Here is a 25,971-nt window from a genome sequence, read left to right as displayed (position 1 = left end):
AGTCAATCTCTGTCTTTGTCTTTGTCTTTATCTTTGTCTTTATCTTTATCTTTATCTCTCTATATCTCCAACCTAAACAAAGAAGGTATCCCTTAGCCTATTCGGCTCTGAGATACCTTCTTTTTTAGTTAAATGGCATAAGCCAAATGGAATTTCTTATTTTGCGCTTTCGTAACGTTTGCCAACTTCTTCCCAGTTTACTACGTTCCAGAACGCTTTGATGTAATCAGGGCGTTTGTTTTGGTAGTTCAGGTAGTAAGCGTGCTCCCATACATCCAGTCCGAGGATTGGAGTAGCGCCTTCGCTGATTGGGTTGTCTTGGTTAGGTGTGCTTGTTACTGCCAGTTTGCCATCTTTAACAACTAGCCAAGCCCAGCCGCTGCCGAAACGAGTAGTTGCTGCTGCTGCGAAATCTTCTTTGAATTTTTCGAATCCGCCCAGTTCTTTATCGATAGCTTCAGCCAATGCGCCAGTTGGTGCGCCGCCGCCGTTTGGTCCGATAACTTCCCAGAACAAAGTGTGGTTAGCGTGTCCGCCACCATTGTTGCGAACAGCAGTACGAATAGCTTCAGGTACAGCGTTCAGATCTGTAAGAAGCTCTTCAATGCTTTTGCTTTGCAATTCAGGTGCTTTTTCCAAAGCTGCATTCAGATTAGTTACATATGTGTTATGGTGTCTGTCATGGTGAATTTCCATCGTCAATGCGTCGATGTGTGGTTCGAGTGCGTTGTTCGGATAAGGAAGTGCCGGTAATTGAAATGCCATGGAAAAATCCCTCCTGAGTTATATTAGAATTTTGTTATAGATAAAGAATTCTGGCGAACTAACGTCAAAATCCTTTATTGTAAATATGTACTATAGGGTTTCGCCCAATAGGATACTTTAATTAAACCGTATCTAGACCAATAATGCAACACTAAACAAACATAAATGTTTATAAAGTATAATTGGAGAGGGAAAGGGTTTTACAATTGTATTTAGAATGTTAAAATAAATAGTCCCTAACCTATAGACATATATCCTTATTAATACCCTTTGAATGAAGAAATGAACCCCGTCCGAAATGTAAACGCTTGATATTAAGCGCTTTCAAAAGAAAAATGATGATATCACGAGAAAAGTGTGCTTTAATAGATTTAAAAGCAGGTATTCCTCGATATTTGATGCTTTTTTTTATTTTCTCTATGTTAAGGGAACCCCTTCTTTTTGTTAAATTCATAAGCCATAGACAAGGGAGATTTTAAAGAATGCACGTTCGTTCCTTTCAATTAAGCGACGTTAGCCCTGTGACTGATTTGCTGCAAACCGCATTATCGGAAGAGTGTTTCGAGAACACTATCGAGCCTTTCTCCAGGCAGCTTTCTTGGGATTCAGATCTCATTGTAGTTGCGGAAGATGAAGAAGAAATTGTTGGAGCACTGATTGGTACAATTGAGAAAAACCACGGTTGTTATTTCCGGATTGCTGTACATCCTGATTATCGCCGCAGAGGAGTCGGTAGAAGTCTGGTATCAGCTATGGAATCGAGGTTTCAAGCTCGTAAAGTCAGTGGTATCTATGTAGCCGTCGATGAGCATAATTCTTTTGCTTTGCCATTGTATGAAGCTATGGGATATAGCGAGAATCAAATCTTCAAATCTGTCCGGAAGCTGAGCATTGTTGGGTAATTTTGATCACTCAGCTGCGAAAGCGGAAACATTTTCTAGAAAAAAGAACTATAGCTGACGATATAGTCTGTTTCATTCATACTCGAGCGTATTTTCCAGAAGTCCATTGCTAATGGCTGGGAGATATGCTTTTTTATTGTTATAATATCTGCAAGTATAGACTTCAATTATTGAGAACAGAGGTGACATATTGAATCAGGAGCCCCAAGTAGATTACACGAGAAATAGGAAACAAAGACATAGATCCTCCAGATCCAAGACTACCCTGGGCGGTCGTTTGGTCTCGGAAATGAAGGATTGGCTGCTTACAGCTGTGATTGTTTTTGCTGTGATGTCTGTTCTTAATGTTTTTGTGTTCAATATATCAACGGTTAAAGGTCAGTCTATGCAGCCAACGCTCTGGGAGGGTGAGAGGCTCTTCATTAATAAAATTTCATTGCTCTTCGTAAATCCAAAACATGGTGATGTTGTCATTCTTCATGATCCAAGTACCGGACCTAGTCATAAGGAGTATTTAGTGAAGCGAGTGATTGGCATACCTGGAGATATCATAGAGGTACGGAATCATCAGTTATACGTGAATGGAAAAATAGTGAATGAGCCCTATATCGATACTGAGATTGAAGATCCGGATTTTGCAGCGTTAACCGTGGAAAGTGGCAATTATTTTGTAATGGGCGATAACCGTCATGCTTCAGCCAGCAAGGACAGCCGTTACTTCGGCTCTATTTCACAGGATATGATTGTCGGCAGGGCTGATTATATATGGTGGCCTCTGTCAAAACTGAATAGATTATAAGAAAGTCAGCGAAGATATGAAAGGAGAAGGCGGAAATGACCAATACATTTCAGTCATCGTATGCTCCCCCGCCTTCCAAGTGGGCACAGCTTAAAGCAGAGATTCAGGAGGCTGCGACATCACTCGGTATTGATGATATCGGGTTTACAACAGCAGAACCTTTTTTATATTTAAAAAATATACTGCAAGACCACCGGGACAAAGGATATGAATCTGGCTTCGAGGAACCCGATCTGGATAAAAGGACAGTTCCAGCATTGTCTTCTGGAGACAAGCCGTTATCTATTATTTCGATTGCAGTGGCTTACCCTTCTAAAATGGAGAACCCTCCTAAATCTGAGCCGGGTGCACGTAGAGGCATCCTCGCCCGGGCATCTTGGGGCAGGGACTATCACCATGTGCTGAGGGAAGCCTTAAGTAAGCTAGAGGAATTTATTCACGAGCGTGTACCGGAGGCTGTGCTGGAAAGTATGGTGGACACCGGTGTTCTAGTAGATAGAGCGGTAGCGGAAAGAGCGGGAATAGGCTTCAGCGGCAAAAACTGTTCTATCATCTCACCCAAATGGGGATCATGGATTTATCTTGGGGAAATGGTTACGAACATTCCTTTTGCTCCGGATGAACCTGTTGAAGAAGGCTGCGGGGAGTGTACTAAGTGCATTGATGCTTGTCCGACCGGAGCGCTTGTGGGTCCGGGTCAGCTTAACGCACAGGCGTGTATTTCTTTTTTGACGCAGACTAAAGGGTTCCTCAGCGAGGAGTATATGACCAAGATCGGCAATCGTCTATACGGCTGTGATACTTGCCAGATTGTATGTCCCAAGAATAGAGGTAAGAACTGGAATCATCGCCCTCAGATGCAACCTGATCCTGAAATTGTGAAGCCGCTGCTGCTGCCGATCCTTGATCTTAGCAATCGTGAGTTCAAAGAGAAATTCGGCAATAGCTCAGCAGCCTGGAGAGGCAAAAAGCCGATGCAGCGAAATGCGATCATTGCCCTAGGCAATTTTAAGGAAGCCGGGGCTGTGCCAAAGCTATCAGAGATTGTTCTGAAAGAGCCGCGGCCAGAGATGCGGGGCACTGCTGCTTGGGCGCTTGGACGTATTGGCGGTGATGAGGCTCTAGCGGCTGTAGAAGCGGGTTTAGAGCGCGAGGAGGATAGCACGGTGAGGGAAATGCTAAGCCGGGCGCAGGATGTGCTCCTTACTGGGAAGAAGGCACGAGAGGACAGCGATATTAATGGAGGAAAAAGTTCATAGACAGGTTGCATATTGCCAATTGCTGTCCAGTTCCTGAAATGCTATGATAGATTCGCGTGCCATATGGCGATGCAGACAATAGAGTGTAGAGGTGGGCTTTAGATGAGTATAGCATTACCTATTATTACATTGGTCGTAGGTCTCATCGGTGGTTTTTTCATCGGTGTATATTATCTGCGCAAACAAATGACAAACATGCAGAATGATCCTGAAATGCTGCAAAAGGTTGCAAAGCAAATGGGTTATAACCTGAACGGGAAGCAAATGCAGCGTGCCCAGCAAATGATGAAGACTCAGGGACAGCCAGGTGCGCGCCCAGGAGCAGCTAAAGGGAATAAACGTAGAAGTAAGTAACCGGGTCCGGATAACATGTATACGGGTGCGGAAGGGGGAGACATCATGGGGAACATCAAGGAATATGTGAACGGTAAAGTTGCAGAGAACCGTGAGCAAATCGAGTATCACGTTGAGAAAATATTAGAATTAATCGGTGAAGATACCGGCCGCGAGGGACTGCTGGAAACACCGGCACGTGTTACGCGGATGTACGAGGAGATATTCGGCGGTTATTCGATAGATCCCCGCGAGGCGCTCGGCGTTACTTTTGATGAGTCTCATGAAGAGCTAGTGATCGTTAAGGATATCGTCTATTACAGCCAATGTGAACACCACATGGCTCCTTTCTTTGGTAAAGTGCATATAGGATACATTCCGAGCGGACGTATTGCTGGACTCAGCAAATTAGCTCGGCTTGTTGAAGCAGTAAGCCGGCGTCTACAGGTTCAAGAACGCATTACGGCGCAAATTGCTGATATTATGACGGAGGTGTTAGGCCCCCACGGTGTTATGGTTGTTGTGGAGGGAGAGCATCTGTGTATGTGTGCACGCGGAGTGAAGAAGCCAGGCAGCAAAACGGTAACTATGGCTACTAGAGGGGTCTTCCGTGAGGATGCCGCCGCTCGTGCGGAGTTTCTAAGCTTGATTAAGGAATAAATATCGGGGTGCATACCTCGAAATTGGAAGGACCCATCGTTCACGTAATGTGAATGATGGGTCCTTTTTGGTCAGGGTGTGGGAATAAGAGTGATGTTCACTGTGAATTGAAATAATATCAAAAAGGCTTCCAGGCCAGTTTACTGGCAGCAGCATAACGTTCTGAGACGTAAGGCCAGTTAACGACCTTCCACCAATCCTCAATATAATCGGCCCGATTATTCTGATGTTTAAGGTAATAGGCATGCTCCCATACATCCAGAGCCAGTAACGGAACCACGTCCCATTGTGATAGGTTCTGATGTTTCTCCGCAGTCAAAATCTCCAGTCTATGACTGCGTGGACTCCAGACGAGAATAGCCCAGCCGCCACCTTCAACCTTATTCGCAGCTTCTGTGAACTGTTTCTTGAAGCTGTCATAGCTGCCAAAGCTTTGTTCAATGGCTTCCAGTAAGGCTCCAGTTGGACGCCCGCCACCTTGTGGAGACATTACGTTCCAGAAGATTGTATGGAGATAGTGGCCTGCCCCATTAAAGGCTAGCTCCCGCTCCCAATGCTTAACGAGATCGAAATCTCCTTTCTTGCGAGCCTCAGCTAGCTTGTTCTCCGCTTTATTTAGTCCATCTACATAACTTTGATGGTGTTTATCGTGATGAATCCGCATGGTTTTCTCATCGATGTATGGTTCCAGCGCATTATAAGCATAAGGCAATGGAGGCAGCGTATGTCCGCCAATTGGCACAGCACTCATTTCACGAATATCAAGGATAGTATCTGTAGAAGGAATAAGTCCCTCATTCCGCGTGACATTGTCCTCTTCTGTTCTTACGACATAGTCGGCTGCTGTATAATCTCTCATAATTTGCGTGAGCTGTCCGGGTGAGCTCAGAGTGTGCAGTACGGCAAGGAAATACTCTGATTCGCGAATAATATGCAGGATCACAGTGGTAGCAAGGGGGACGGCTTTGACGGCTGCGCTACTTTCCATAATGGCAAAAAGCTGCCGAACAAATTCTTGGGATTGGGTACAGGAGATATGCAGCAGCTTTTCTGTTTCCGCAGTGAGTTCAGCCTGACTTGGTGGAGAAGCAGAGAGGGCAGAATTCAATAACTGCTGAGCGGCCATCTCTGTGGCACCGAAGACCACTGCCCATTCATCCAGCAGTTTAACATAGGGTTCCTCCAGGTTAGGTACGATTGCTTTGATAACCTCGGTATGCTCTTTCTCTTGTGTTTTCCAGAATACGATTTCTTCTAAAATACGTACTGGCAGCATCGGCCCGTATACATATAACATTCCAAGAAAACCTCCCGTGATATGTCTTCATCAGTCCATTATATGTGTGCTCATGATAGCTTATGAAGAGCATAAGAACGCGATAATAATATCGTTGACAACCGTTTGATATGGTGAAATAATACAGGAAAATAAAGGCAATGATACCGAAAGGTACAACCTCGTGAAAAGGAGGGTGTACCTTTTTTTGTCGTGTGACCGATTAATGAAATCCTATGGGGTAGTAGAAAAACTTTGAGAAATGAGATGAGGGTATGAACAAGCTTGAGAAGAAGCAATTTTATAATCAGCTGTTAAAATTAGCGGTACCGATATCCCTCCAAAGTCTAGTCATGGCGGTGCTGTATTTAGTAGATCAATTGATGGTAGGGCAGCTTGGGGGTGTAGCCGAAAGAGCATCACACCATTACTGGGATTAAGTCTTGGAATTGGCCTGATCTTGTCGGGTTCATTTACGATATTTGTTTTTTTCAACCCTCGGCTATGTCTGTCTATTTTTACAACGGATAAAGAAGTGTTGGAGAATGGGTACATTTTTCTGAAAATCGTTGCCCTCAGTTATATTCCAACGATGTTGACGATGCTCTATTCGGCGGTTCTACGAAGTTCAGGACATGTAAAGTATCCAATGATTGTTAGCATAGCTGCTGTAGGAATGAATATTATTTTAAACTATGCGCTTATTTTTGGGCATTGGGGATTTCCAGAGCTTGGACTTGCAGGTGCGGCATATGCAACGTTAATCTCACGTATAGTCGAAAGTGCTTTGATTGTCGGAGCCGTATATCGTGGAAAGCTGCCGGGTGCCGGAGGTATTAAGGAACTCAGTTCGTTTTCGAAAGCGCTGTGCATACCTTTTTTAAGAACGATAGCGCCTATTGTTTTAACGGAATTGGTTTGGGTCTTAGGGGAGGCATGTTATTCCGTTATATATAGCCGTATGGGCACAGCAGAGATGACCGCTATGACAGTGACCTTTCCGCTGCAGGGGTTGACGATTGGGCTTCTGGCAGGGCTTTCTGGTGCAGCTGGCATTATGGTCGGACATAAGCTGGGAGAAAATAATAATGCAGGTGCTTTTCAGTATGCTCGTTTTTTTGTTCGAATAGGAGTAGGGATTTCATTGCTGCTTGGTGTGCTTATTGCTGTTCTTGCCCCGCTCTACGTCTCAGCCTTTAACTTAACATTGGAAGAACGCCGAATGGCCACTTCCGTTATCTGCTTTTTTGCTCTTTTTTTATGGATAAAGGTGGGCAATATGATGATTGCGGGAGGGATCCTGCAGAGTGGTGGCGATAGTAAATTCGTCTTTATTATGGAAGCCTCCACAACTTGGTTGCTTGGGGTGCCTCTAGGGCTACTGTTGTCATGGGGATGGAAACAGCCTCTTCCCTGGGTATACTTCTTTCTGTCCCTGGAAGAGGCTGTTCGATTGGTTATAGGTTACGTGCGTTTTCGCCGTGGTAAATGGTTGAAGCAACTGACCCATCAGGGGACAGAGGCGGATTGTAGTGCTTAACTAGTTACTTGCCATCGCCGGCTGGTTGCCATTGTAGGTTTTGGCTAGTTGAACATTTCCTAAGAAAGCAGAGACTCGCCGCAAATACTCACGCGGGTGCTCACGGAACAGCAATTCATGATGGCTGCCCTCTACGACCCAGGAATCTGAGAACGGATTGCTTTGGTTCGCGGCCAGCTTTTCGGCAATAGGATAAGGAGCTTTATCATCTTCGGTTCCATGCATGAGTAGAATAGGGAAAGGATAATCTTCGGATTTGACCTTCGCATAAGGAATTTGATTCAGCCCCGTACCGTTCAGAACTGGGAACAGCATTTCCATAATCGCCAGGGAAGGCTGGCGGGGCAGATCAATATTTTGCTTAATATTATGATACAGCGTATCTGGTTCTAACAAAAAGGTGCTGTCCAGAATCATCGCGTCAATGTCCTCTGATACTAATCCTGTTTGCAGTGCTGTGCCAGCTCCCATGGAGAAGCCCCATACCACTAACTCCTCAGCTCCACGTTCCTTAGCAAAATCAATAGCGCCTAGAAGCTGCTGGGACTCTTTTTTACCTCCGGTTGCAATATCCTTGTTGCCTTGGGCAGCAAAGCCGTAATCAAACATCACGACATTGAAATTAAGACTGTGTGCATAGTGAGCGAGATCGTACATAGGTACCCAAGATTCTTCCCGGTTGGCGCCATAGCCATGGCTGAACACGATAGTTTTGGTAGCCCCTTCGGAGGGAATATACCAGCCGCTCATCATCCGACTTCCATCTTTAGCTGGAAACGTCACATCCTCGTATGCGAGACCTTTGGCCTGCATGGGATTGGAATACAGAGGTGCGACCGTTGGATTAGATAATACCCAGGCGATATAGCCATGAAGTGAGACAAAGCAGAAGGCTAAGAAGAAAAAAATAGATAATAGCAGTGCAACGATAATATGCTTCACACGAATCATCCGCAGCGATAGCCGGGACGAACTGCCTTGTTTAGGTAGTTTAGGTCGACGGGAGACGGTTGTGCCGGTTTGGCGAGTTGCCAGATCCATATGGTCCCCTCCTAAGAATGATGTGAGTACTAGTGCCTAGAAGAATTTGTAAAAATGATTCTAAAGCATCAGTAGATAATTTAATATGTTAATCGTATGAAAAAGCCCTTACAAAGTCAATGAATTAGACGCTTTTGTAATGTAACTGTAAAGTGCGGCCCAACCTTTTCCGGCACATTTTTGGCACAACTCCGGCGGAGTGAATATACTGGACTTTCCATAGAGTTTTGCACTAAGATAGAGTTAGTTATAATGTAACCGAGTTTCATTTGATGAAACACGAGGGGGAGATTGTCATGGAGGACCGAAAGCTTACAGTGCGTGCGGTAGAACGTGCGCTTGATATATTGCTTTGTTTTACGCAGGACAGAGATTTAGGGTTGACGGAGATCGCTTCAAAGATTGATTTACATAAAAGTACCGTCCATCGGCTGCTGGCAACCTTGGAGGAAAAGGGCTTCCTCATTCGTAATCCGGCCACTGAGAAATACAGTTTGGGTATACGAATTTGGGAATTGTCTACGCATTTGCCTGCTTTTGATGAGTCGGCTGCGGTATTGTTGCCGTCAATGGAACGGCTGCGGGATCGGCTAGGGGAGACCGTTAGTTTATACTTACGCGACGGCATAGAACGTGTGCGGATTCAGGCGGTTCAGAGTCAGCAGGCCATACGGCGAGTGGCGCAGATCGGTGCGAGATTGCCTTTATCTGTGGGCGCATCAAGTAAAGTGCTGGCAGCCTATGCTCCTCCAGAGGTGCTGAAAGAATTGCTGGAGAGTTCGGGATGGCCGGACTACGTTGAGAAGGATGTCTATCAAGAGCAGCTTAATGACATTATCCGGCTCGGATATGCCACCAGTTTCGAGGAACGCGAGCCCGGCGCGGCCGCGGTGGCGGTGCCTGTTACGGGGCGCAGTGGAAATGTGATCGCGGCGTTATCACTGTCAGGTCCAGTAAGTCGCCTATCAAGGGATACGTTAGTGGAATATGCCGGGGTACTGAAGGAAGCGGCTAGTGAAATGGGCATGATGATTCCTTAATTCGCTGGCTGAGACATATAAGAAACTAAGCAGCGATCTCTCTGTTACTGGAGGATCGCTGTTTTGATGTTTTGGGGAGGGATGCTTAGTCGATTGTGGGTAAAGTGGCAGGAAACGATGGGTAACTGAGGGGGAATTGATGGCCTGATGAGTGACTGATGAGTGACTGATGGGTAACTGATGGGTAACTGACGGTCTGACGGGTAGCTGATGGGATGATAGATGCGTAACTGACGGCTAATCAACAGCTAACTGATGACTAACTAACGGCTCCCCACCTTGCGTTTGTATGGTGAGCTTCAGTGAATATACGTACCTTTGGGAGCCTCAGTAACTCGTAATGCTGAGGCACGAGCGTTTGAACCCAGGGCCTAGATAGGCAGAGGGACGGAGGGGCGGGAGAGTAGAGAAACCACCACGAACCCACGAACCCACGAACCCACGAACCCACGGCCCAATGAACCCACGAGCCAATGAACCTACGAGCCAACGAGCCAACGAGCCAACGAGCCAACGAACTCACGAGCCAACGAACCCACGAACCCACGAACCTACGAGCCAACGAACCTACGAGCCAACGAACCTACGAGCCAACGAACCTACGAGCCAACGAACCTACGAGCCAACGAGCCAACGAACCCACGAACCCACGAACCCACGAACCCACGAGTCAACGAACCCACGAACCCACGAACCCACGAACTCACGAGCCAATGAACCCACAAACCCACGAACCCACGTATCTCATAACTCGTACACAAGTAATCTCAGGTTGTTATTTAGATCTTTCTTGAGCTTCCGGACTCAGAAGACGCTATTTGCACTTTTAAAGCCTTTTGGGCATAGTTTCGGACCCCAGTGCAGCTATTCGACCCAAACGGGAACCTTTAGTGTGTTTTTCATGCCAATAGCGACTATGGAGTCCGATCGCACGCCAAAAGTCGGATATTCGAGCGTATAGAGTCATCTGGGTCCGATAGCGCGGAATCCTAGGCGTCTCCTGAGGCGTGCGGACTTAGGGGACGCTATTTGCGAATTTACAGCCAGTTTGGCATAGTTTCGGACCCCAGTGCAGCTATTCGACCCAAACGGGAACCTTTAGTGTGTTTTTCATGCCAATAGCGACTATGGAGTCCGATCGCACGCCAAAAGTCGGATAATCGAGCGTATAGGGTCATCTGGGTCCGATAGCGCGGAATCCTAGGCGTCTCCTGAGGCGTGCGGACTTAGGGGATGCTATTTGCGAATTTACAGCCAGTTTGGCATAGTTTCGGACCCCAGTGCAGCTATTCGACCAAAACGGAAACCTTTAGTATGTTTTTCATGCCAATAGCGACTATGGAGTCCGATCACACGCCAAAAGTCGGATAATCGAGCGTATAGAGTCATCTGAGTCCGACAGCACGCCAAATATCGGATAATCCAGCGTATAAGGTCAGCTAGGTCCGATAGCGCCGAATCCTACTGATGCCCGAGGCTTACAGGTCCCGAAGTCGGATATAGCTACGTTAAAGCCGGCTGATTCCGTAAGTTGTCCGTGAATTGCTTCGAACTGCTCCTATGCGCGAATATCATCGAATCAAACGACGCTTGGAGTTTGGAACCAGCAACGCAGCAATGGTGAAGATCCAAAAGACAAGGGCACCCCACCCGCAACAAATTGGCTGCTGGAACCACCCCATAACTACAAAAAAAGGGACTGCTCACAGCCACTCATGGCCGTGAAACAGTCCCTTTTTAAATTACTTTAAACCTATTCTACCGACACCGCGGAAGAGTCTGTAGCATCTGCCAGCATCTGGCGAAGAACAGTCTGCAGGATACCGCCGTTGCGATAGTAATCAATATCGACTGTACTGTCGAGTCGTGCAATGACAGGGAAATCGAATTGTGTGCCGTCTTCACGGGTAGCCGTGACAGTTAGCTCTTGACTTGGTGCCACGTTGTTATCGAGACCAGTAATGTTGAAGGTCTCGCGTCCGGTCAGTCCCAAGCTGCTCCAGCCGTGGCCTTCTTGGAATTGAAGTGGGAGTACACCCATACCGACCAGATTGCTGCGGTGAATCCGCTCAAAGCTCTCAGCGATAACTGCTTTAACGCCAAGCAGAAGCGTACCCTTAGCAGCCCAGTCACGTGAGCTTCCTGTTCCATACTCCTTACCAGCGATGACGATCAGATTTTGTCCAGCATCCTGATAGAGCATGGAAGCATCATAGATGGACATAACCTCGTCGCTTGGCAAGAAGGTAGTAACGCCGCCTTCTGTACCAGGAGCTACTGCGTTACGAATCCGAATGTTAGCGAACGTACCGCGCATCATGACTTCGTGATTTCCGCGGCGTGAGCCGTAGGAGTTGAAGTCTGCACGTTCTACACCATGATCGCGCAAATATTCGCCAGCAGGACCAGAGGTAGAGATATTACCCGCTGGTGAGATATGGTCGGTTGTTACGGAATCAGCAAGCAGCGCTAGAACGCGTGCATCTTTGATATCCTTAATGTCTCCCAGACCGTCTGCCAGATGTTCGAAGAATGGCGGATTCTGGATGTACGTGGAATTATCATCCCACTCATACAACTCGCCTTGCGGAACAGGAATCGAATTCCAACGTTCGTTAGCGGTGAATACATTTTCGTATTTGCTACGGAACATCTCCGGACTAAGGGAGAGACCAATGGCTTCACGAATTTCAGCAGTGGTTGGCCAGATATCTTTCAGGAATACTGGCTCACCTTGCGGATCAAATCCAAGTGGCTCAGTTTGCAAATCGATATTTACTGTACCAGCCAGTGCGTAAGCAACTACGAGCGGCGGTGAAGCCAAGTAGTTTGCTTTTACCTGAGCATGTACGCGGCCTTCAAAGTTCCGGTTACCGGAGATGACTGCGGCTACGGTCATGTCATTGTCAGTAATGGCTTGACTAACTTCTTCAGGCAATGGACCGGAGTTACCGATACAAGTGGCACAGCCATAACCAGCCAAGTAGAAGCCCAGTGCTTCGAGTGGTTTCAGCAAGTCTGCTTTTTGCAGGTATTCAGTAACCACCAAGGATCCTGGAGTCAAGCTGCTCTTAACGTAAGCTGGTTTGGTCAGACCACGTTCCACAGCTTTTTTCGCCAAAAGACCTGCTCCAAGCATAACGCTAGGGTTGGAAGTATTCGTACAGCTAGTAATAGCTGCGATTACGACTGCGCCTGTGCTGAGTTTGCTGGTAGTATCATTTTTGTGCTGTACTTCTACGACTTGAGCGATTTTCTCATCGCTGAGACCATAACCGCCTTTGTCTACAGGTGTACGGATAATACCTTCGAAATTTTCCTTCATATGCGTAAGTTCGATCCGGTCTTGTGGACGTTTTGGTCCAGCCAAGCTAGGAACGACAGAAGCTAAGTCAAGCTCAATCACATCGCTGAACTCAGGGTCTGGCGTATCCGAGGTACGGAACATCCCTTGTGCTTTGTAATAAGATTCAACCAACGCCACCAGATCATCCGGACGGCCCGTGCTGCGAAGATAAGCGAGTGTCTCGTCATCTACAGGGAAGAAACCGATAGTTGCTCCGTATTCTGGCGCCATGTTGGCAACAGTTGCCCGGTCAGCCAGACTGATGTTAGCAAGGCCAGGTCCGTAGAATTCGACGAATTTGCCGACTACACCCTTTTTACGCAACATTTCAGTTACTGTCAGTGCCAAATCCGTTGCTGTAGCTCCTTCGATAAGGCTGCCTGTAAGCTTGAAGCCCACTACATCAGGTGTAACAAAATAGAGCGGTTGTCCAAGCATTCCCGCTTCAGCCTCAATACCGCCTACACCCCAGCCCACAACACCCAGACCATTGATCATCGTGGTATGGGAATCCGTTCCTACAAGGGAATCTGGATAAACGACAGTTTCACCATCGATAGTTTTAGTAGTGGCAACGGAAGCTAAATACTCTAGATTTACCTGGTGCACGATACCTGTTGCTGGTGGAACTGCACGGAAGTTGTTAAAAGCTGTCTGTGCCCAACGAAGGAAACGGTAACGCTCCTCGTTGCGTTCGAACTCAACGTTCATATTGTATTCCAAGGCGTCTGCTGTACCGAAAGCATCAACCATGACAGAGTGGTCAATTACAAGGTCAACCGGGACAAGCGGATTGATCTGTTTAGGATCTCCTCCGGCTTTTTTTACAGTATCACGCATAGCTGCGAGATCCACGACTACCGGAACTCCGGTGAAATCCTGAAGCACGATACGAGCAGGGATAAATGGAATTTCTTTATTACGGTCAATGTCACCTGACCAATCGGCCAGTTGTTTCACATGTTCTTCAGTAATTGCCCGTCCGTCAAACTGACGTACAGCAGCCTCTAGTAGGACTTTGATCGAAAAAGGCAGGGAAGAAATAGAGCCCAATCCTTGTTCCTCAAGGGACTTCAGATCATAATAGCGATAAGATTTGCCGCCTGATTCCAGGGTCCGAGCCAATGAAAAATGATCCTTGCTTGGCATATATGCGCCTCCTTGTTTCGTCTAATGAAACCCAATTTCAAATTGCTTCTAGCTTAATTATAACGGTTACAAAGTGGGGAGTAAAGTTTTTTTTCCTACATCTAAAGCCCGAATTATGCCTGAGAAAATGCCAAGCTACCCTTCCATTGTTACATTGTATCGTTTCGGGATATTCTTTTTACCTCAAAAAGAGCCATTTAAAGGAGATAATACGAAAGAATTCACCGGAATCCTTGGTTTTACTTAATTATTAGGCGAAATACACACTGAATTTCTCTTCCTCAGTTATTAGGTGATAGGGTCCTCGTTGTCGATGTTGGATTGAGATGTCGGACTTGGGGTTAGAGTTTTTGCCTGAAACATCCTTAACTATTCAACCGATCTGTATAGCGGCCTGTTTCCTTTCATATACATAGAACAGCAGTTAAAAGGGAAAGAAGGGGCGCGAGTATAATGGAACAACAGTGGAAGCAAAGTCTTTATGTATATGTTGATCAAGTGAATAAGGCCAGGGTGGAGCCTAAGTCATCATCGCATACCGTTTCCGTATCCGTTAAAGATCCGCGTTTTCTGGTAGAACAAGGGGAGCGTTCAAGACGTCTTGCGGAGTGGTATAAAGAACGTGGGATAACTCCTTTGCGCGGAGAGACAGGGGTTAAGACTTTGCGGACCGTCCGGCAGACTCCGACCGAGGTAGTAGCAGAGGTTACACTGCATAGTGCGCTTTATTATGAAAAAGGCGGCGTTAACCACCGCGAGGATATTATCGAGCTGGAGCGGCTGACCTTTCTACGGGACGGTGGGGGCTGGGAGATTGCTGGTGTGGAACGAAGTGTCCCTGAAAGAAATACGGTTCATCGGGCAGAGGTAGAGCTATCGGGCAGACTATCCAAATGGGGAGAGGCTTTGCCGGCACCGCTGCCATCACAGCCCCTGCTTAACCGGAATGTTCTCGGAGAAATTGCGGGTTCAAGAGAGGTTCGTTATAACCGTGAAGAAGCTGTGGCGTATGCCGACCGCTGGTGGAAAGACGGCAATCCGGAGTTCGAAACTTTCGAGGTGGATTGCACAAATTATGTCTCCCAATGTCTCTTTGCAGGGGGAGCACCTATCAACTATACTGGTAAAAGAGAAACGGGCTGGTGGTACAAAGGTTACCAAGGCAAACAAGAATGGTGGAGCTATAGCTGGGCTGTATCAGACAGTCTGCAACGCTATTTGAGCGGAAGTCGGAGCAGTGGCTTGCGTGCGGAAGTCATGGAGCGGCCGGAGCAATTGATGCTGGGCGATATCATTCAATATGACTGGGATGGCAACGGGCAGTATCAGCACAGCACAATCGTCACAGCTTTTGATGCAGGAGGCATGCCGCTTGTGAATGCACGTACCGTTAGCAGCCGTCATCGCTATTGGGATTATCGTGATTCCTACGCATGGACTGATCAAACAAAATACCGTTTTTTTCATATTAACGACTACTTATAGTACAGAAAGAGGTTAAGGGAATGGGGAACGCAAAACTAACCGTAGGGCTGGTGTACGGGGGCAAATCAGGAGAACATGAGGTATCGCTACAGACGGCTTTTGCCGTGATGAACTCATTTGATTATGATAAATATGAGATTATACCTTTTTACATTTCAAAACAGGGATTGTGGAAGGTTGGAGAGAAGTTATCAGCGCCTTACAGCCAAGTGGAGCAGCTCAAGCTTGCAGAAGCGACCGAAGATATGGGCACAGCCCTGAACGTGGTATTTAGTGGATTATCGGGTGCTGACCAAACAGTGGACGTAATGTTCCCGCTGCTGCACGGCACGTATGGTGAGGACGGAACGATTCAAGGGTTGTTCGAAATGGCGAATATTCCTTACATCGGTGCTGGTGTTCTTGCCTCTTCGGCAGGTATGGATAAGGTGGTCATGAAGAAGCTGTTCGCTGATGCCGGTCTGGATCAATGCGAGTTTTGTTATTTCAACATCAGCGCTTGGAAAAGAAAACGTCATGAGTTGATTGTTGGTGTAGAGGATAAACTGGGGTATCCGGTATTCGTGAAGCCTGCCAATCTAGGCTCAAGTGTAGGTATTTCTAAGGCTGCCGATAAGGATAGTCTTGTAAAAGCCATTGATTTTGCTTTCCGCTATGATACCAAAGTTATTATTGAGGAGTTTGTGGATGCGCGTGAGGTAGAGGTTGGCGTGCTTGGAAATGATGAACCAGAAGCCTCTGTTCCGGGTGAAATCGTTTCTTCTGGTGAATATTATGATTACGCAGCCAAATATACGGACGGCAAATCGCAAATGATGATTCCTGCACCAGTGGATTCTGAAGTGGCCGATCGTTTGCAGGAGTCCGCGATAGTTGCTTTTCGAGCGATTGAGGGCAGTGGAATTACCCGGGCAGACTTCTTCTTGCGAAAATCAGATGGTAAAATTCTAATTAACGAAGTGAACACGATGCCTGGTTTCACTCCTTACAGCATGTATCCGCTATTGTGGCGTGAGACGGGTGTATCTTATAGAGCTCTGTTAGACCGAATGATTGAGTTAGCCTTGGAGCGCTATAATTTTAAACAAGGTCTTAAGTACGACAACGAGTAATAGAAGCTATAGCGGGAATATCCCGACTGGAAGGAGAGAAGAAACATGGGTTTTCAAACAGAATTCAACTCCGTCTGCAAATTCAAGAGTGAACAAGAGCTGTACGAGCTGCTGGAATATGGGCGCACCAAAATGGTGAAACAAGGCTTTCGTGTGTATCCGACGGGCCAAAAGGTTATTGCTTACACCCCTGAGAACGTAGCTGTAGCCATTGTCAAAATTTCAGCCTCGATTGCAGAGATTAATTTTCAAGGGCATGAGGTTACCGCGGTCGAGATGGAGCTTGTGCGAAAGCTGAATGAAGAAGAGTCCAGAGTGCAGACGGCTTTGGCTGAGGAAATGTTTTTTGGAGCACAGGGATGATTGTCCGCTTCGGATATGTAGCGATGTCCACCGTTATCAAAGACTGCTCCCCATCTAAGACAATGACGATGGCCTCTTTTAAGAAGCTGGATGACCGTGAAGCGGCACTTCGGCGTTTGGAGAACATCGCTAGAATGAATCTGCATAATACGCTGCGGTTGATGAAGCATAATGTGGCTTCGGACATCATGGTGTACCGCCTCACTTCCAAAATCATTCCTCTGGCGACGCATCCGGATTTGCAGGACTGGAATCCGTTTGCGGTGCTCGCCGAGGAATTTGCGGAAGTGGGCCAATATGTGAAAAAGCACGGGCTGCGCGTTTCTTTTCATCCAGATCACTTTACAGTACTTAGTACACCCCGTCCGGAGGTGCTGATAAACTCCGTACGGGATTTGCAGTACCATGTGGACATGCTGGTTGCTATGGGGCTTCCTGCCATGGCGAAGAACAATATCCATATTGGCGGAGCTTATGGGGACAAGCCTGTAGCGGCGAAGCGATTCGAGGAGCATTTCCGCGCGCTGCCGGCAGCGCTGCAGGAGCGTATAACGCTGGAGAATGACGATAAGACATTTACAGCTCCGGAGACACTGGCAGTCAGTCAGAGCGTAGGATTACCGATGGTGCTGGATATTCACCACCAATGGGTGAATAATGAAGGAGAGCTCCCTTGGGAGCTGTGGCCTGACATTTTGCAGACATGGCGAAGCGAGCTAGCACAGAAGGACGTTCCTTCGGGAGAGCTTTTGCCGCCTAAGATTCATGTATCCAGTCCGCGCAGCCCGTCTGATCCGCGCAGCCATGCGGATGGCGTGGAACCTGCGCCTTTGCTGGCTTTTCTGAAACGTATTGCCGCAGATACGCCTGCTGTCGATGTTATGATTGAGGCGAAACTAAAAGATGGCGCGTTATTTGGATTGATGGAGGCTATGAAGGAGCTGGCTGAGGCTGGTAACGGAATTTCCTTATTAAATGGGGCAAGCGTGAATATTGAACCTTAAACAATGAAAATAAGGAGATAGGTCCCGAATACGGGTCCTATCATGACTTGATATGTAACTTGAAATAGGGTACGTTGAATGAAACTTTAATCGCTTATCGTCTTTATATGGACCTGGGGCATTTATGCTCGCAGATGAGAATTGGGTCCTCTTTTGGCGGAACTTTGGGAACTTGGGGAACGTTTTGACGTATTGCACGGTATTGTGAATAGGATTGCTTTAGAATTAAAGCCATTGGCGATTATGTTCAAGAAAGTGGAGTGAAGATATGAGTCCTTTAAATCCAGAGGGTAAGAATGAACGTGAACCCTATGTAGTAACAAGCAAGGGACATACGGCGGTGGCCATTAATGCGGCTGCCAAAGCAGGAGAATGGATAAAGAGCAGACAGGGTCTCGTGAAGGAGCTGAATACAAAAACTTCAGCACAAGATCTGGTTACGGAAGTTGATAAAGGCGTTGAGCAAATGATCCGCAGGCTGATCCTGACACATTTTCCCGACCATGCCATTCTCGGGGAAGAGGGGGTTTCGCCGGGAGCAGCAGCGGCTACCGCTGCATTGGAAGAAGCTCGTGAGCATGAATATTTGTGGATTGTAGATCCTGTAGATGGTACGACTAATTTCGTACACGGATTTCCTTTTTACTGTGTCTCCATAGCATTGGTGATTCGCGGTGAACTAACAGTAGGCGTTATTTATGATCCGACTCGTGATGAAATGTTCGTCGCTGAAAAAGGAAAGGGAGCTTATATGCACGGTGTCCCTACCTCGGTCTCTACGGAGACTGATTTTGGGGACAGCCTGATTGCTATGGGCTTTCCGCCGGATCGTGAGTTTGCACAACCTGTGAATATGGCCGGACTGCAAAGTATTCTTCCGCAGATTCGTGGTATTCGTGCCGGAGGCGCGGCTGCTCTACATTTGGCTTATGTGGCGGCAGGCCGTGTAGATGGCTATTGGGAAGTGGGCTTAAGCCCTTGGGACTGTGCAGCAGGAGTACTGCTTGTACTTGAATCAGGAGGCAAGATTACGGATACCCTAGGACGTTCATATGATATTGGTACACGTCATGTAGTAGCAAGTAATGGCCACATTCACGAATATTTGGTTTCGTCACTGAAGAATGCTGAAGCAACAGGATATAAGCTTTAGGGAGGACGATACAGCATGAGTGAGAAGGATGATTTGGAACGCAAGCTGAGCGAAATGTTGGTAGATGGTGAGATGGAACAAGGCGATCGTACGGCTAAGGAAATCCGGGAAATCTCACCTAAATATGAAATTCGTATTCAGACTACGCTCGATCCTATTGTGGAAGAAACATTACGTTATCGTAAGATTGGATATGAGCTGGATGACCGTTATGATAAATATCTGGAGCGTGCAGGGCAGAAGTTAGAGTCAGATGAAGATTCAGACAATAATAGCCAGTGATTTGCGAGGGGCGGTTTCCTGAATATAGGAGGCCGCTCTTTTGCGTTGCTATCCTGGATGGTAGAATGGAATTAGAACAATTTGGGAGGGATACGATGCTAGGCAATTGGAAAAAAATTTGGGCAGCTGGCATAAGCAGCCTGCTTTTGTTATCTGCGCTGATTAGCGTAGGAGCAGGCACGGCAAATGCGGCTGACACGACTGCGATACAAGACTCTGGGCAAGATGTCTTTCGCATCGTAGCTCTAGGTGATTCCATTACTGCTGGCTACGAGCCAGGAATGACGGACGTGAATACTAAGCCATACGGCTATGCGGAGAGATTGCTTGAGCAGGGCTGGTATCATGGCAGAAGTGCACTTACTAATTATGGTATTCTAGGGCTGACTACGGCCGGATTACGTAATTACACAGGAGCGATCAAGGATGGTTCAGTGATTACTGCTGAAGGAGTTCAGGCAGGTCTCCCAGATCCACGAATAGAGCAGTTCGTGAAGCTAACTCCGCAGATCGCAGCAGAGCTTAAGGAAGCTGATCTGATTACCATTACGATTGGCGGGAATGATGTAAGCAGTCTGTTCTTGCAGTTCAAGGAGCTGACGGATGCGGATTTCCAAACACAGCTGGACCAGCGGCTAGCGGATTATCAAACAAATGTGAAGGCATTGCTGGAGAATATTCGTGCGGTAAGTCCGCAAACGACGATTATACTGGCCGATCAATATCAGCCTGCCCCTAAGGTTGCGCTTGGTCAAATGTACAACAGATTAATGACGGCAGCGGGCAAATTTACGGAAGCAGCGGATAGTGTAGCTGCAAGCGTGAACCAAGAGGGAGCGAAGGTGCTTGTAGCTCATGTTGCGGCAAAGTTTGCCGGGGTAGAAGGCTCGCTGACACATATTATTGGAGCAGGGCAAACTGATTTTCACCCGACGCAGCTTGGATACGAGACTATTGCTAAGGTCTTTGCGGAGTTACAATGGGGAGAGTATCGCGTTCCTAGTGTAGCTACAATGGCTACTGCATCGGTACCGATGTCGATTGTAGTGAAGGGCGTGGAGTTGAATACACCCAATAAGCCTATCCTTAAAAATGGGCAGAACTTTTTGGCGCTAAAAGATATTCTAAATGCCGTGGGCGCAAGCGGGAAGTGGGATAACAAAACCTCCAGCGCTACCATCGTGTATGGTGGAAGAACCGTTGTGATCACCATTGGCTCGAAATTTATTAAGGTGAATGGAGAGAACGTGGCTATTGATACTCCAGCTTTTCTGCAAAAGGTAGGCAAGGAGGACAAAACCTACTTACCCCTTGCCGCTTTGGCGACAGGACTTGGATTCGATGTTAATTACAGCAGCAAACTGCGAACTGCTTTCATAAATCCATAAAGCTGCATACTATACATCATAAGAAATTAAATTAAGCCCGTAAGGAAAAGGTGGATGGAATATTGTCTAGTTCAAAATATAATGCTGAATATATCATCACCATGGATGATATAGTGCGGGAGGGTCATCCCGTACTTCGTACCGTAGCACAACCAGTAGAGCTTCCATTACAGGCGGAAGATCGTGAGGCTTTGCAATGTATGCTTCAATTTCTGAAGAACAGTCAGGACCCGGAGATTTCCGAAGAATATAAGCTGCGCTCTGGCGTAGGTCTGTCGGCGAATCAAATCGGACTGGAGAAGCGTATGTTCGCGATGTATCTTACAGACGAGAGAGGGCGGGCTGTAGAGCATGCTTGGGTTAACCCTAAGATCATAAGCCACTCCTTGTCTATGGTGTACTTACCAGAAAGCGAGGGCTGTCTGTCCGTTGATCGTCCCGTGCATGGCTTTGTACCTCGGTATGAAACCGTGAAGGTGAAGGGTTATGATCTGGAGGGCAAGGAGGTTGTCCTTAAATTTAAGGGCTACCAAGCTATCATCATCCAGCATGAAATAGACCATCTCGATGGGATTATGTTCTATGACCGAATTAACAAGGAGAACCCGTTTAAGCTGCCTCAGGGCGTGGAGATCCGGAACTTATATGAGTAGGAGAGTAACTCTGAATTAAAAAGCGGGCGACCTTACAGCGTAAAGCTGATGGTCGCTTTTTTTTACCTATCGGCAAGATTATGATATTTCAAATATTTTACAAATCAATCGGAAGGATGTACCCTTACAATTAATGGATTTAAATTAGTAATAAGAGGAGGGCGTTAAATGAACTGGAGCAGAATGCCAATTAGAGGATTCGCCAACGAATACAATGATGAGGTTAAAAAGATTGATGAGCAGATTTTGAGTCTGATTCAGGAACGTAAAGCTATAACAGGCAAGAAACGATTATCCCCTGATAGTAAGCTACTTGAGGAATGGGCAACTAGATTCGAGATGAATACTACTCAGATTGTGCAGCATTTGCACCTTATGAATGAAACTGTACCCAGAAGACAATATTGGGAAGAGCCTGGTTTATTGCTGGGAGTGCTTCCGATTGTGAAGCGGACGGTCGTTGAAGAATGTGAATATATACTTACGCATGCTATGCAGTATGAAGCCTTCAGCATAGTTACTGTGGAAATCAAATATTTAAAAGAAGCTGTAGGACATATCCATCTTCGAACGGCTTTAACGCTTGAAGTGGCGGGTGAGAATGAATATGAAGTGCAGCCGCATGGTGGTCATGGAGGTGGAGCGCATACACAAATGCAATTCTTGGTCGCCCCAACGCTGCCGGAGCATCTGGAGGGTGTAGAGTTTTGGCTGGTACCCGGGAGCGAGCAAATGTTAAGACCATTAATGACTGAGATTACATTGGACAAGCAGGTGGATTTTACATGAGAGCAGTAGAATATTTGGACTTCTAAACGCTGTTAGCGGATGAAATCCGTAGATAAAGTGTATTTGAGCTTTTTGCGGTGTGAGCTACAGAGTTATTAGGGAAAAACTCCCTGAAAATAACCTATATTCTCTGTAAATGAACAGAATTAGGGATTTTCTCCCTAAAAAACGGGGTAAGTTCTTTATTTTCCACTAAATTAGCTAAATTATAGGGAGGATTTCCCCAATTATTAGTTTAATGACCAGAAATCCCTGAATTTAAGGTGCAATTTCCCTAATTATCTATCGAAGCTCCCTAACCCTTGTACTTAACACAGAGAAGGTCCGGCGATACCTGTTACGTAGCATAGAGAAATTGACGCTTGAGATCGGCTGGATTAAGCGTTCCACAAGCTTCAGATGCAGACCGTGGATGAGTATAAATGCAGAGCAGCGATCCTCCAATAAAGGAGAATCGCTGCTCTGTTAACTTCTGCGGTTATATGGGACAACGCCTTGATCTATGCAGCTGTTATTCAGCTTATAGAGTACTGCGTTTCATAATCCATTCTTATTTCTCAGCCGCCATAGCGCGGAAGGATTCTTCAGCTGCGACAAGTGTAGCATCAATATCTGCATCAGTATGTGCTGTGGTCAGGAACCAAGCTTCGTATTTCGAAGGGGCAAGGTTAATGCCACGGTTCAGCATATGCCGGAAGAAGCTGGCGAACAATTCGCCGTCTGAATCCTGAGCCTCGTCATAATTCGTAACCGGATGATTACAGAAATGAGTGGAGAACGAACCACGGATGCGGTTGATTGTCAGTGGAATGCCATGACGGTCTGCAGATGCTTGAAGTCCATCGGCGAGGCGGATTGCTAGCCGATCCATTTCTTCATATACACCCTCTGCACTCAGAACCTCTAAACAAGCAATCCCTGCAGAGATAGACGCAGGATTGCCTGCCATTGTGCCGGCTTGATATGCCGGTCCAAGTGGAGCTACCTGTTCCATAATATGCTTGCGGCCGCCGTAAGCGCCGATAGGCAGGCCGCCACCGATGATTTTGCCAAGTGCAGTAAGGTCAGGAGTGATGTCCTCATGGTTATCCAGCCCTGCATAGGTTTGTGTAGAACCATAGTGGAAGCGGAAGGCAGTAATGACTTCGTCATAAATAACAAGGGAGCCATTATCGTGAGCCAGCTTGCAAAGTCCTTCGAGGAAACCAGGCTTAGGCATCACCATGCCGAAATTTCCTACAATCGGTTCAACCATAACAGCTGCGACATCTTCGCCCCATTTCTCCAGCGCCTCTTTCAGGCTGTCCAGATCATTAAAAGGAACGGTGATTACTTCCTGGGCGATACTGCTTGGAACACCGGCACTGTCTGGAATGCCAAGTGTAGAAGGTCCGGATCCTGCTGCTACGAGCACCAGATCGGAGTGGCCGTGGTAACAGCCGGCGAATTTTACGATTTTGCTGCGTTTTGTATAGGCACGGGCTACACGAATCGTTGTCATAACCGCTTCGGTTCCGGAATTGACGAAACGTACTTTATCCATAGATGGAATGGCTTCTTTTAGCATTTTAGCAAGTTTGATTTCGAGCTGGGTTGGGGTTCCGTAAAGAACACCATTTTCTGCTGCTGTAGTAATTGCTTTGGTAATATGAGGGTGGGCATGGCCGGTAATGATCGGTCCATAGGCTTGGAGATAATCGATATATTCATTGCCGTCTTCATCCCAGAAGTGAGATCCACTGGCGCGTTTCATAAATACGGGTGCTCCGCCGCCAACGGCTTTGAAGGAGCGGGAAGGGCTATTTACACCTCCAACGATATGCTGGAGGGCTTCGTGATAAAGTTGTTCAGATGTGGAACGATTCATAATGTGATCATCCTTTCGATTGTTGGTGCTCAAGGGAACGGGCGAACAACGGTGTTTTCCGTTGTCCGCCCGTATTATACCAAGTCACTGCTTTGTGTACATGTGAACTTTGCTTGTCAGGCCCTTAATTGGTCCCGCCAGAACTGCTATTGGAGGTGTTCTCCGATGTAGGGGTTGGTGTTGGCTCAGGACCATTTAGGGTATCCTGTATAAATTCTTTTAGCTTCTTTTCGCTACGAATTCCAATAACCTGTGATCCGTCACTTGTAGTTTCCTCGGTGAGCAGATCCATTGGCGGAATTTGCTCGCTGCCACCCATACTGCTATTATACCCTACGCTTGCCAGCTTCCACATATCATTAACTGACATATTGGTTTCAATATAAGGCGTAACCTGCGACAGGATATTTGGCAGCTTGACGATGGAGGTGGTGCTGATCAGCTTATCAGCCACAGCCTTGAGAAAACCGCGTTGGCGCTCGGTTCGAGTGAAATCGGAGGTAGCGTCATGCCGAAAGCGAACATATTGTAGCGCCATGTTGCCGTCAAGATGCTGGTATCCTTTTTTCAGATCAATATCATATTCCGGACCGTCTGCAACGGTTTTGTAGACCATATCTTTTTCGACTTCATAATCCACACCCCCAACGGCATCAACCAGCTTGATGAATCCTTGGAAGTCCGTGTAGACATAATATTGAATTGGGATACCGAGCAGATCGCTGACGGTCTGCATCGCAGTATTAGGTCCATAAATAATCGCTGTATTAATACGCTTCTCGCCATGATCCGGAATCGGAACGTACGTATCTCTCAGTATTGAAAATACACTGATTTTCTTCTTCACAGGGTCAAGAGAAGCGACGAGCATTGTATCTGAACGGGGGATTTCCCCTTTCTTCACACCTCGGGCATCCACACCCATTAATAGGATATTGACCGGCTCTGTACCTTCCCATTTAGGAGGCTCAGGGGTGTCAACATCAACGGTCTCTGCATTTTGAAAAGGTGAATCTTCAGTATTCGACATGCTACCAAGCTCATTGTAAATGGTTGTAATGTAGAAAATGGCCCCACCGATAATAAGGAGGAGTATAATGGCCAACGTCCAAAGCAGCGGTTTCTTTTTTGACTTACCAGTCTTTGCGTGCCTTTTCTTTCTAGGTGGCATTTCTCGTTCTTCCTTTCGCATTCACGTTGACTACATTATAATTTCTTTTGGGGATACGTGCAATTTAGGAATAATTCCCCAATCTTAAGAAGGAGTGGATCTATCTTGAACGAAGTAGCTATTGGACAAAAAGTACCCAATTTCACCCTTCCCTCTTCCAATGGGCATGAGGTTAGTTTGAGTGATTACTTGGGCCGAAAGGTCATCTTATATTTTTATCCTAAAAATATGACACCAGCCTGCACGCAGGAGGCCTGCGAATTCCGTGACGCTTTTGATCAAATCACGGCGGTGGGTGCGGTTGTTCTGGGCATTAGTCCGGACTCTTTGACATCGCACGCTAAATTTACAGAGAAGCATAGTCTGCCCTTTCCACTGCTGTCTGATGAGGATCATAAGGTAAGTGAAATGTTCGGCGTATGGCAGCTTAAGAAACTTTACGGCAAAGAGTTTATGGGGATTGTGCGATCTACTTTTCTGATTGATGAGCAGGGGATATTAGTGGAAGAATGGCGGAAGGTACGGGTAAAAGGGCATGTCGCAAACACGATAGCAGGAATAAGCGAATCATAAATTTTACTAATTACTTTTTAT

General features: G+C 46.7%; 23 protein-coding genes and 1 pseudogene. 18 read left to right on the top strand and 6 right to left on the bottom strand.

Going from position 1 to position 25,971, the window contains the following annotated elements; all coding sequences use genetic code 11:
• Positions 1 to 156: 156 nt before the first annotated feature.
• A complete protein-coding gene (locus NST45_RS24175) occupies positions 157 to 765 on the bottom strand; it encodes a superoxide dismutase (RefSeq protein ID WP_036676820.1) in 609 nt (202 codons plus the stop codon).
• A 482-nt stretch (positions 766 to 1,247) separates the two neighbouring features.
• Here NST45_RS24175 and NST45_RS24170 point away from each other — a divergent pair, with 482 nt between their 5' ends.
• The 5 genes and pseudogenes from NST45_RS24170 (at position 1,248) to folE (ending at position 4,718) form a co-directional block, all read left to right on the top strand.
• The gene (locus NST45_RS24170; RefSeq protein WP_036676822.1) at positions 1,248 to 1,667 is read left to right on the top strand and encodes a GNAT family N-acetyltransferase; all 420 of its coding nucleotides are present in this window, start codon (positions 1,248 to 1,250) and stop codon (positions 1,665 to 1,667) included.
• 190 nt (positions 1,668 to 1,857) lie between these two features.
• Positions 1,858 to 2,466: a signal peptidase I gene (gene lepB / locus NST45_RS24165; RefSeq protein ID WP_076101394.1), complete on the top strand. Its 609-nt coding sequence runs from the start codon at positions 1,858 to 1,860 to the stop codon at positions 2,464 to 2,466.
• A gap of 35 nt (positions 2,467 to 2,501) precedes the next feature.
• Positions 2,502 to 3,656 (top strand): annotated as a pseudogene (queG, locus tag NST45_RS24160) (tRNA epoxyqueuosine(34) reductase QueG); the annotation flags it as partial.
• Between the two features lie 171 nt (positions 3,657 to 3,827).
• Positions 3,828 to 4,079, top strand: a complete 252-nt coding sequence (locus NST45_RS24155) for a YneF family protein (protein WP_036676828.1) — start codon at positions 3,828 to 3,830, stop codon at positions 4,077 to 4,079.
• A 45-nt stretch (positions 4,080 to 4,124) separates the two neighbouring features.
• A complete protein-coding gene (folE, locus tag NST45_RS24150) occupies positions 4,125 to 4,718 on the top strand; it encodes a GTP cyclohydrolase I FolE (RefSeq protein ID WP_036676830.1) in 594 nt (197 codons plus the stop codon).
• A 118-nt stretch (positions 4,719 to 4,836) separates the two neighbouring features.
• Here the strand turns inward: folE and NST45_RS24145 are convergent, their stop codons facing one another.
• Positions 4,837 to 6,015, bottom strand: coding sequence for a Fe-Mn family superoxide dismutase (locus NST45_RS24145; RefSeq protein WP_076138416.1), 1,179 nt, complete (start codon positions 6,013 to 6,015; stop codon positions 4,837 to 4,839).
• 254 nt (positions 6,016 to 6,269) lie between these two features.
• Between NST45_RS24145 and NST45_RS24140 the strand changes: the two genes are divergently transcribed.
• The gene (locus NST45_RS24140; protein WP_254924687.1) at positions 6,270 to 6,434 is read left to right on the top strand and encodes a hypothetical protein; all 165 of its coding nucleotides are present in this window, start codon (positions 6,270 to 6,272) and stop codon (positions 6,432 to 6,434) included.
• A 20-nt stretch (positions 6,435 to 6,454) separates the two neighbouring features.
• Positions 6,455 to 7,534 carry an MATE family efflux transporter gene (locus NST45_RS24135; RefSeq protein ID WP_339824044.1) on the top strand — a complete coding sequence of 360 codons (1,080 nt, stop codon included), beginning with the start codon at positions 6,455 to 6,457 and terminating at the stop codon, positions 7,532 to 7,534.
• On the opposite strand, the gene NST45_RS24130 is transcribed toward NST45_RS24135, so the two are convergent.
• Positions 7,535 to 8,575, bottom strand: a complete 1,041-nt coding sequence (locus NST45_RS24130) for an alpha/beta hydrolase (protein ID WP_139329954.1) — start codon at positions 8,573 to 8,575, stop codon at positions 7,535 to 7,537.
• 296 nt (positions 8,576 to 8,871) lie between these two features.
• On the opposite strand from NST45_RS24130, the gene NST45_RS24125 reads away from it, so the two are divergent.
• The gene (locus NST45_RS24125; RefSeq protein ID WP_076220028.1) at positions 8,872 to 9,615 is read left to right on the top strand and encodes an IclR family transcriptional regulator; all 744 of its coding nucleotides are present in this window, start codon (positions 8,872 to 8,874) and stop codon (positions 9,613 to 9,615) included.
• Between the two features lie 1,753 nt (positions 9,616 to 11,368).
• Here NST45_RS24125 and acnA read toward each other — a convergent pair.
• Positions 11,369 to 14,110, bottom strand: a complete 2,742-nt coding sequence (gene acnA, locus NST45_RS24120) for an aconitate hydratase AcnA (protein ID WP_038568617.1) — start codon at positions 14,108 to 14,110, stop codon at positions 11,369 to 11,371.
• Positions 14,111 to 14,560: 450 nt separating this feature from the next.
• On the opposite strand from acnA, the gene NST45_RS24115 reads away from it, so the two are divergent.
• From NST45_RS24115 to NST45_RS24075, 9 genes are all read left to right on the top strand, one after another.
• Entirely contained in the window at positions 14,561 to 15,595 is a 1,035-nt protein-coding gene (locus NST45_RS24115) for an amidase domain-containing protein (protein ID WP_076305531.1), read from the top strand.
• Positions 15,596 to 15,615: 20 nt separating this feature from the next.
• Positions 15,616 to 16,707 (top strand): D-alanine--D-alanine ligase, encoded by a 1,092-nt coding sequence (locus NST45_RS24110; RefSeq protein ID WP_339171125.1) that lies wholly within the window; start codon positions 15,616 to 15,618, stop codon positions 16,705 to 16,707.
• 45 nt (positions 16,708 to 16,752) lie between these two features.
• Positions 16,753 to 17,070, top strand: coding sequence for a hypothetical protein (locus NST45_RS24105; protein WP_036679853.1), 318 nt, complete (start codon positions 16,753 to 16,755; stop codon positions 17,068 to 17,070).
• A complete protein-coding gene (gene uvsE / locus NST45_RS24100; protein ID WP_339281634.1) occupies positions 17,067 to 18,074 on the top strand; it encodes a UV DNA damage repair endonuclease UvsE in 1,008 nt (335 codons plus the stop codon). Before NST45_RS24105 ends, uvsE begins: the two co-directional genes overlap by 4 nt.
• A gap of 268 nt (positions 18,075 to 18,342) precedes the next feature.
• A complete protein-coding gene (locus tag NST45_RS24095) occupies positions 18,343 to 19,227 on the top strand; it encodes an inositol monophosphatase family protein (protein ID WP_036679857.1) in 885 nt (294 codons plus the stop codon).
• A 15-nt stretch (positions 19,228 to 19,242) separates the two neighbouring features.
• Positions 19,243 to 19,509 carry a hypothetical protein gene (locus tag NST45_RS24090; RefSeq protein WP_076130524.1) on the top strand — a complete coding sequence of 89 codons (267 nt, stop codon included), beginning with the start codon at positions 19,243 to 19,245 and terminating at the stop codon, positions 19,507 to 19,509.
• 95 nt (positions 19,510 to 19,604) lie between these two features.
• Positions 19,605 to 20,897 (top strand): stalk domain-containing protein, encoded by a 1,293-nt coding sequence (locus NST45_RS24085; protein ID WP_339281635.1) that lies wholly within the window; start codon positions 19,605 to 19,607, stop codon positions 20,895 to 20,897.
• Positions 20,898 to 20,998: 101 nt separating this feature from the next.
• Positions 20,999 to 21,550, top strand: coding sequence for a peptide deformylase (def, locus tag NST45_RS24080; protein ID WP_036679906.1), 552 nt, complete (start codon positions 20,999 to 21,001; stop codon positions 21,548 to 21,550).
• 168 nt (positions 21,551 to 21,718) lie between these two features.
• Positions 21,719 to 22,339, top strand: coding sequence for a hypothetical protein (locus NST45_RS24075; protein WP_339824041.1), 621 nt, complete (start codon positions 21,719 to 21,721; stop codon positions 22,337 to 22,339).
• 550 nt (positions 22,340 to 22,889) lie between these two features.
• Here NST45_RS24075 and NST45_RS24070 read toward each other — a convergent pair.
• Both NST45_RS24070 and NST45_RS24065 read right to left on the bottom strand, forming a co-directional pair.
• A complete protein-coding gene (locus tag NST45_RS24070; protein WP_339824039.1) occupies positions 22,890 to 24,206 on the bottom strand; it encodes a glutamate-1-semialdehyde 2,1-aminomutase in 1,317 nt (438 codons plus the stop codon).
• A gap of 124 nt (positions 24,207 to 24,330) precedes the next feature.
• On the bottom strand, positions 24,331 to 25,377 hold the full coding sequence (locus NST45_RS24065; protein WP_036679863.1) for an LCP family protein: 1,047 nt from the start codon (positions 25,375 to 25,377) through the stop codon (positions 24,331 to 24,333).
• A gap of 105 nt (positions 25,378 to 25,482) precedes the next feature.
• Here NST45_RS24065 and bcp point away from each other — a divergent pair, with 105 nt between their 5' ends.
• On the top strand, positions 25,483 to 25,950 hold the full coding sequence (gene bcp / locus NST45_RS24060) for a thioredoxin-dependent thiol peroxidase (RefSeq protein ID WP_080742389.1): 468 nt from the start codon (positions 25,483 to 25,485) through the stop codon (positions 25,948 to 25,950).
• Positions 25,951 to 25,971: the final 21 nt, after the last annotated feature.

The sequence above is a fragment of the Paenibacillus sp. FSL R7-0163 genome (assembly GCF_037969975.1).
GTDB lineage: Bacteria > Bacillota > Bacilli > Paenibacillales > Paenibacillaceae > Paenibacillus_AQ > Paenibacillus_AQ odorifer.
Note: the sequence above shows the minus strand (reverse complement) of the source record. Positions and strands in the feature narration are given on the sequence as shown.

Bases quoted from the DNA above. Each gene is read 5' to 3' on its own strand.
- NST45_RS24175 (WP_036676820.1), bottom strand. From the start codon at position 765: ATGGCATTTCAATTACCGGCACTTCCTTATCCGAACAACGCACTCGAA.
- NST45_RS24170 (WP_036676822.1), top strand. From the start codon at position 1,248: ATGCACGTTCGTTCCTTTCAATTAAGCGACGTTAGCCCTGTGACTGAT.
- NST45_RS24155 (WP_036676828.1), top strand. From the start codon at position 3,828: ATGAGTATAGCATTACCTATTATTACATTGGTCGTAGGTCTCATCGGT.
- folE (WP_036676830.1), top strand. From the start codon at position 4,125: ATGGGGAACATCAAGGAATATGTGAACGGTAAAGTTGCAGAGAACCGT.
- NST45_RS24145 (WP_076138416.1), bottom strand. From the start codon at position 6,015: ATGTTATATGTATACGGGCCGATGCTGCCAGTACGTATTTTAGAAGAA.
- NST45_RS24140 (WP_254924687.1), top strand. From the start codon at position 6,270: ATGAACAAGCTTGAGAAGAAGCAATTTTATAATCAGCTGTTAAAATTA.
- NST45_RS24130 (WP_139329954.1), bottom strand. From the start codon at position 8,575: ATGGATCTGGCAACTCGCCAAACCGGCACAACCGTCTCCCGTCGACCT.
- NST45_RS24125 (WP_076220028.1), top strand. From the start codon at position 8,872: ATGGAGGACCGAAAGCTTACAGTGCGTGCGGTAGAACGTGCGCTTGAT.
- acnA (WP_038568617.1), bottom strand. From the start codon at position 14,110: ATGCCAAGCAAGGATCATTTTTCATTGGCTCGGACCCTGGAATCAGGC.
- NST45_RS24110 (WP_339171125.1), top strand. From the start codon at position 15,616: ATGGGGAACGCAAAACTAACCGTAGGGCTGGTGTACGGGGGCAAATCA.
- NST45_RS24105 (WP_036679853.1), top strand. From the start codon at position 16,753: ATGGGTTTTCAAACAGAATTCAACTCCGTCTGCAAATTCAAGAGTGAA.
- uvsE (WP_339281634.1), top strand. From the start codon at position 17,067: ATGATTGTCCGCTTCGGATATGTAGCGATGTCCACCGTTATCAAAGAC.
- NST45_RS24095 (WP_036679857.1), top strand. From the start codon at position 18,343: ATGAGTCCTTTAAATCCAGAGGGTAAGAATGAACGTGAACCCTATGTA.
- NST45_RS24090 (WP_076130524.1), top strand. From the start codon at position 19,243: ATGAGTGAGAAGGATGATTTGGAACGCAAGCTGAGCGAAATGTTGGTA.
- NST45_RS24085 (WP_339281635.1), top strand. From the start codon at position 19,605: ATGCTAGGCAATTGGAAAAAAATTTGGGCAGCTGGCATAAGCAGCCTG.
- def (WP_036679906.1), top strand. From the start codon at position 20,999: ATGGATGATATAGTGCGGGAGGGTCATCCCGTACTTCGTACCGTAGCA.
- NST45_RS24075 (WP_339824041.1), top strand. From the start codon at position 21,719: ATGAACTGGAGCAGAATGCCAATTAGAGGATTCGCCAACGAATACAAT.
- NST45_RS24070 (WP_339824039.1), bottom strand. From the start codon at position 24,206: ATGAATCGTTCCACATCTGAACAACTTTATCACGAAGCCCTCCAGCAT.
- NST45_RS24065 (WP_036679863.1), bottom strand. From the start codon at position 25,377: ATGCCACCTAGAAAGAAAAGGCACGCAAAGACTGGTAAGTCAAAAAAG.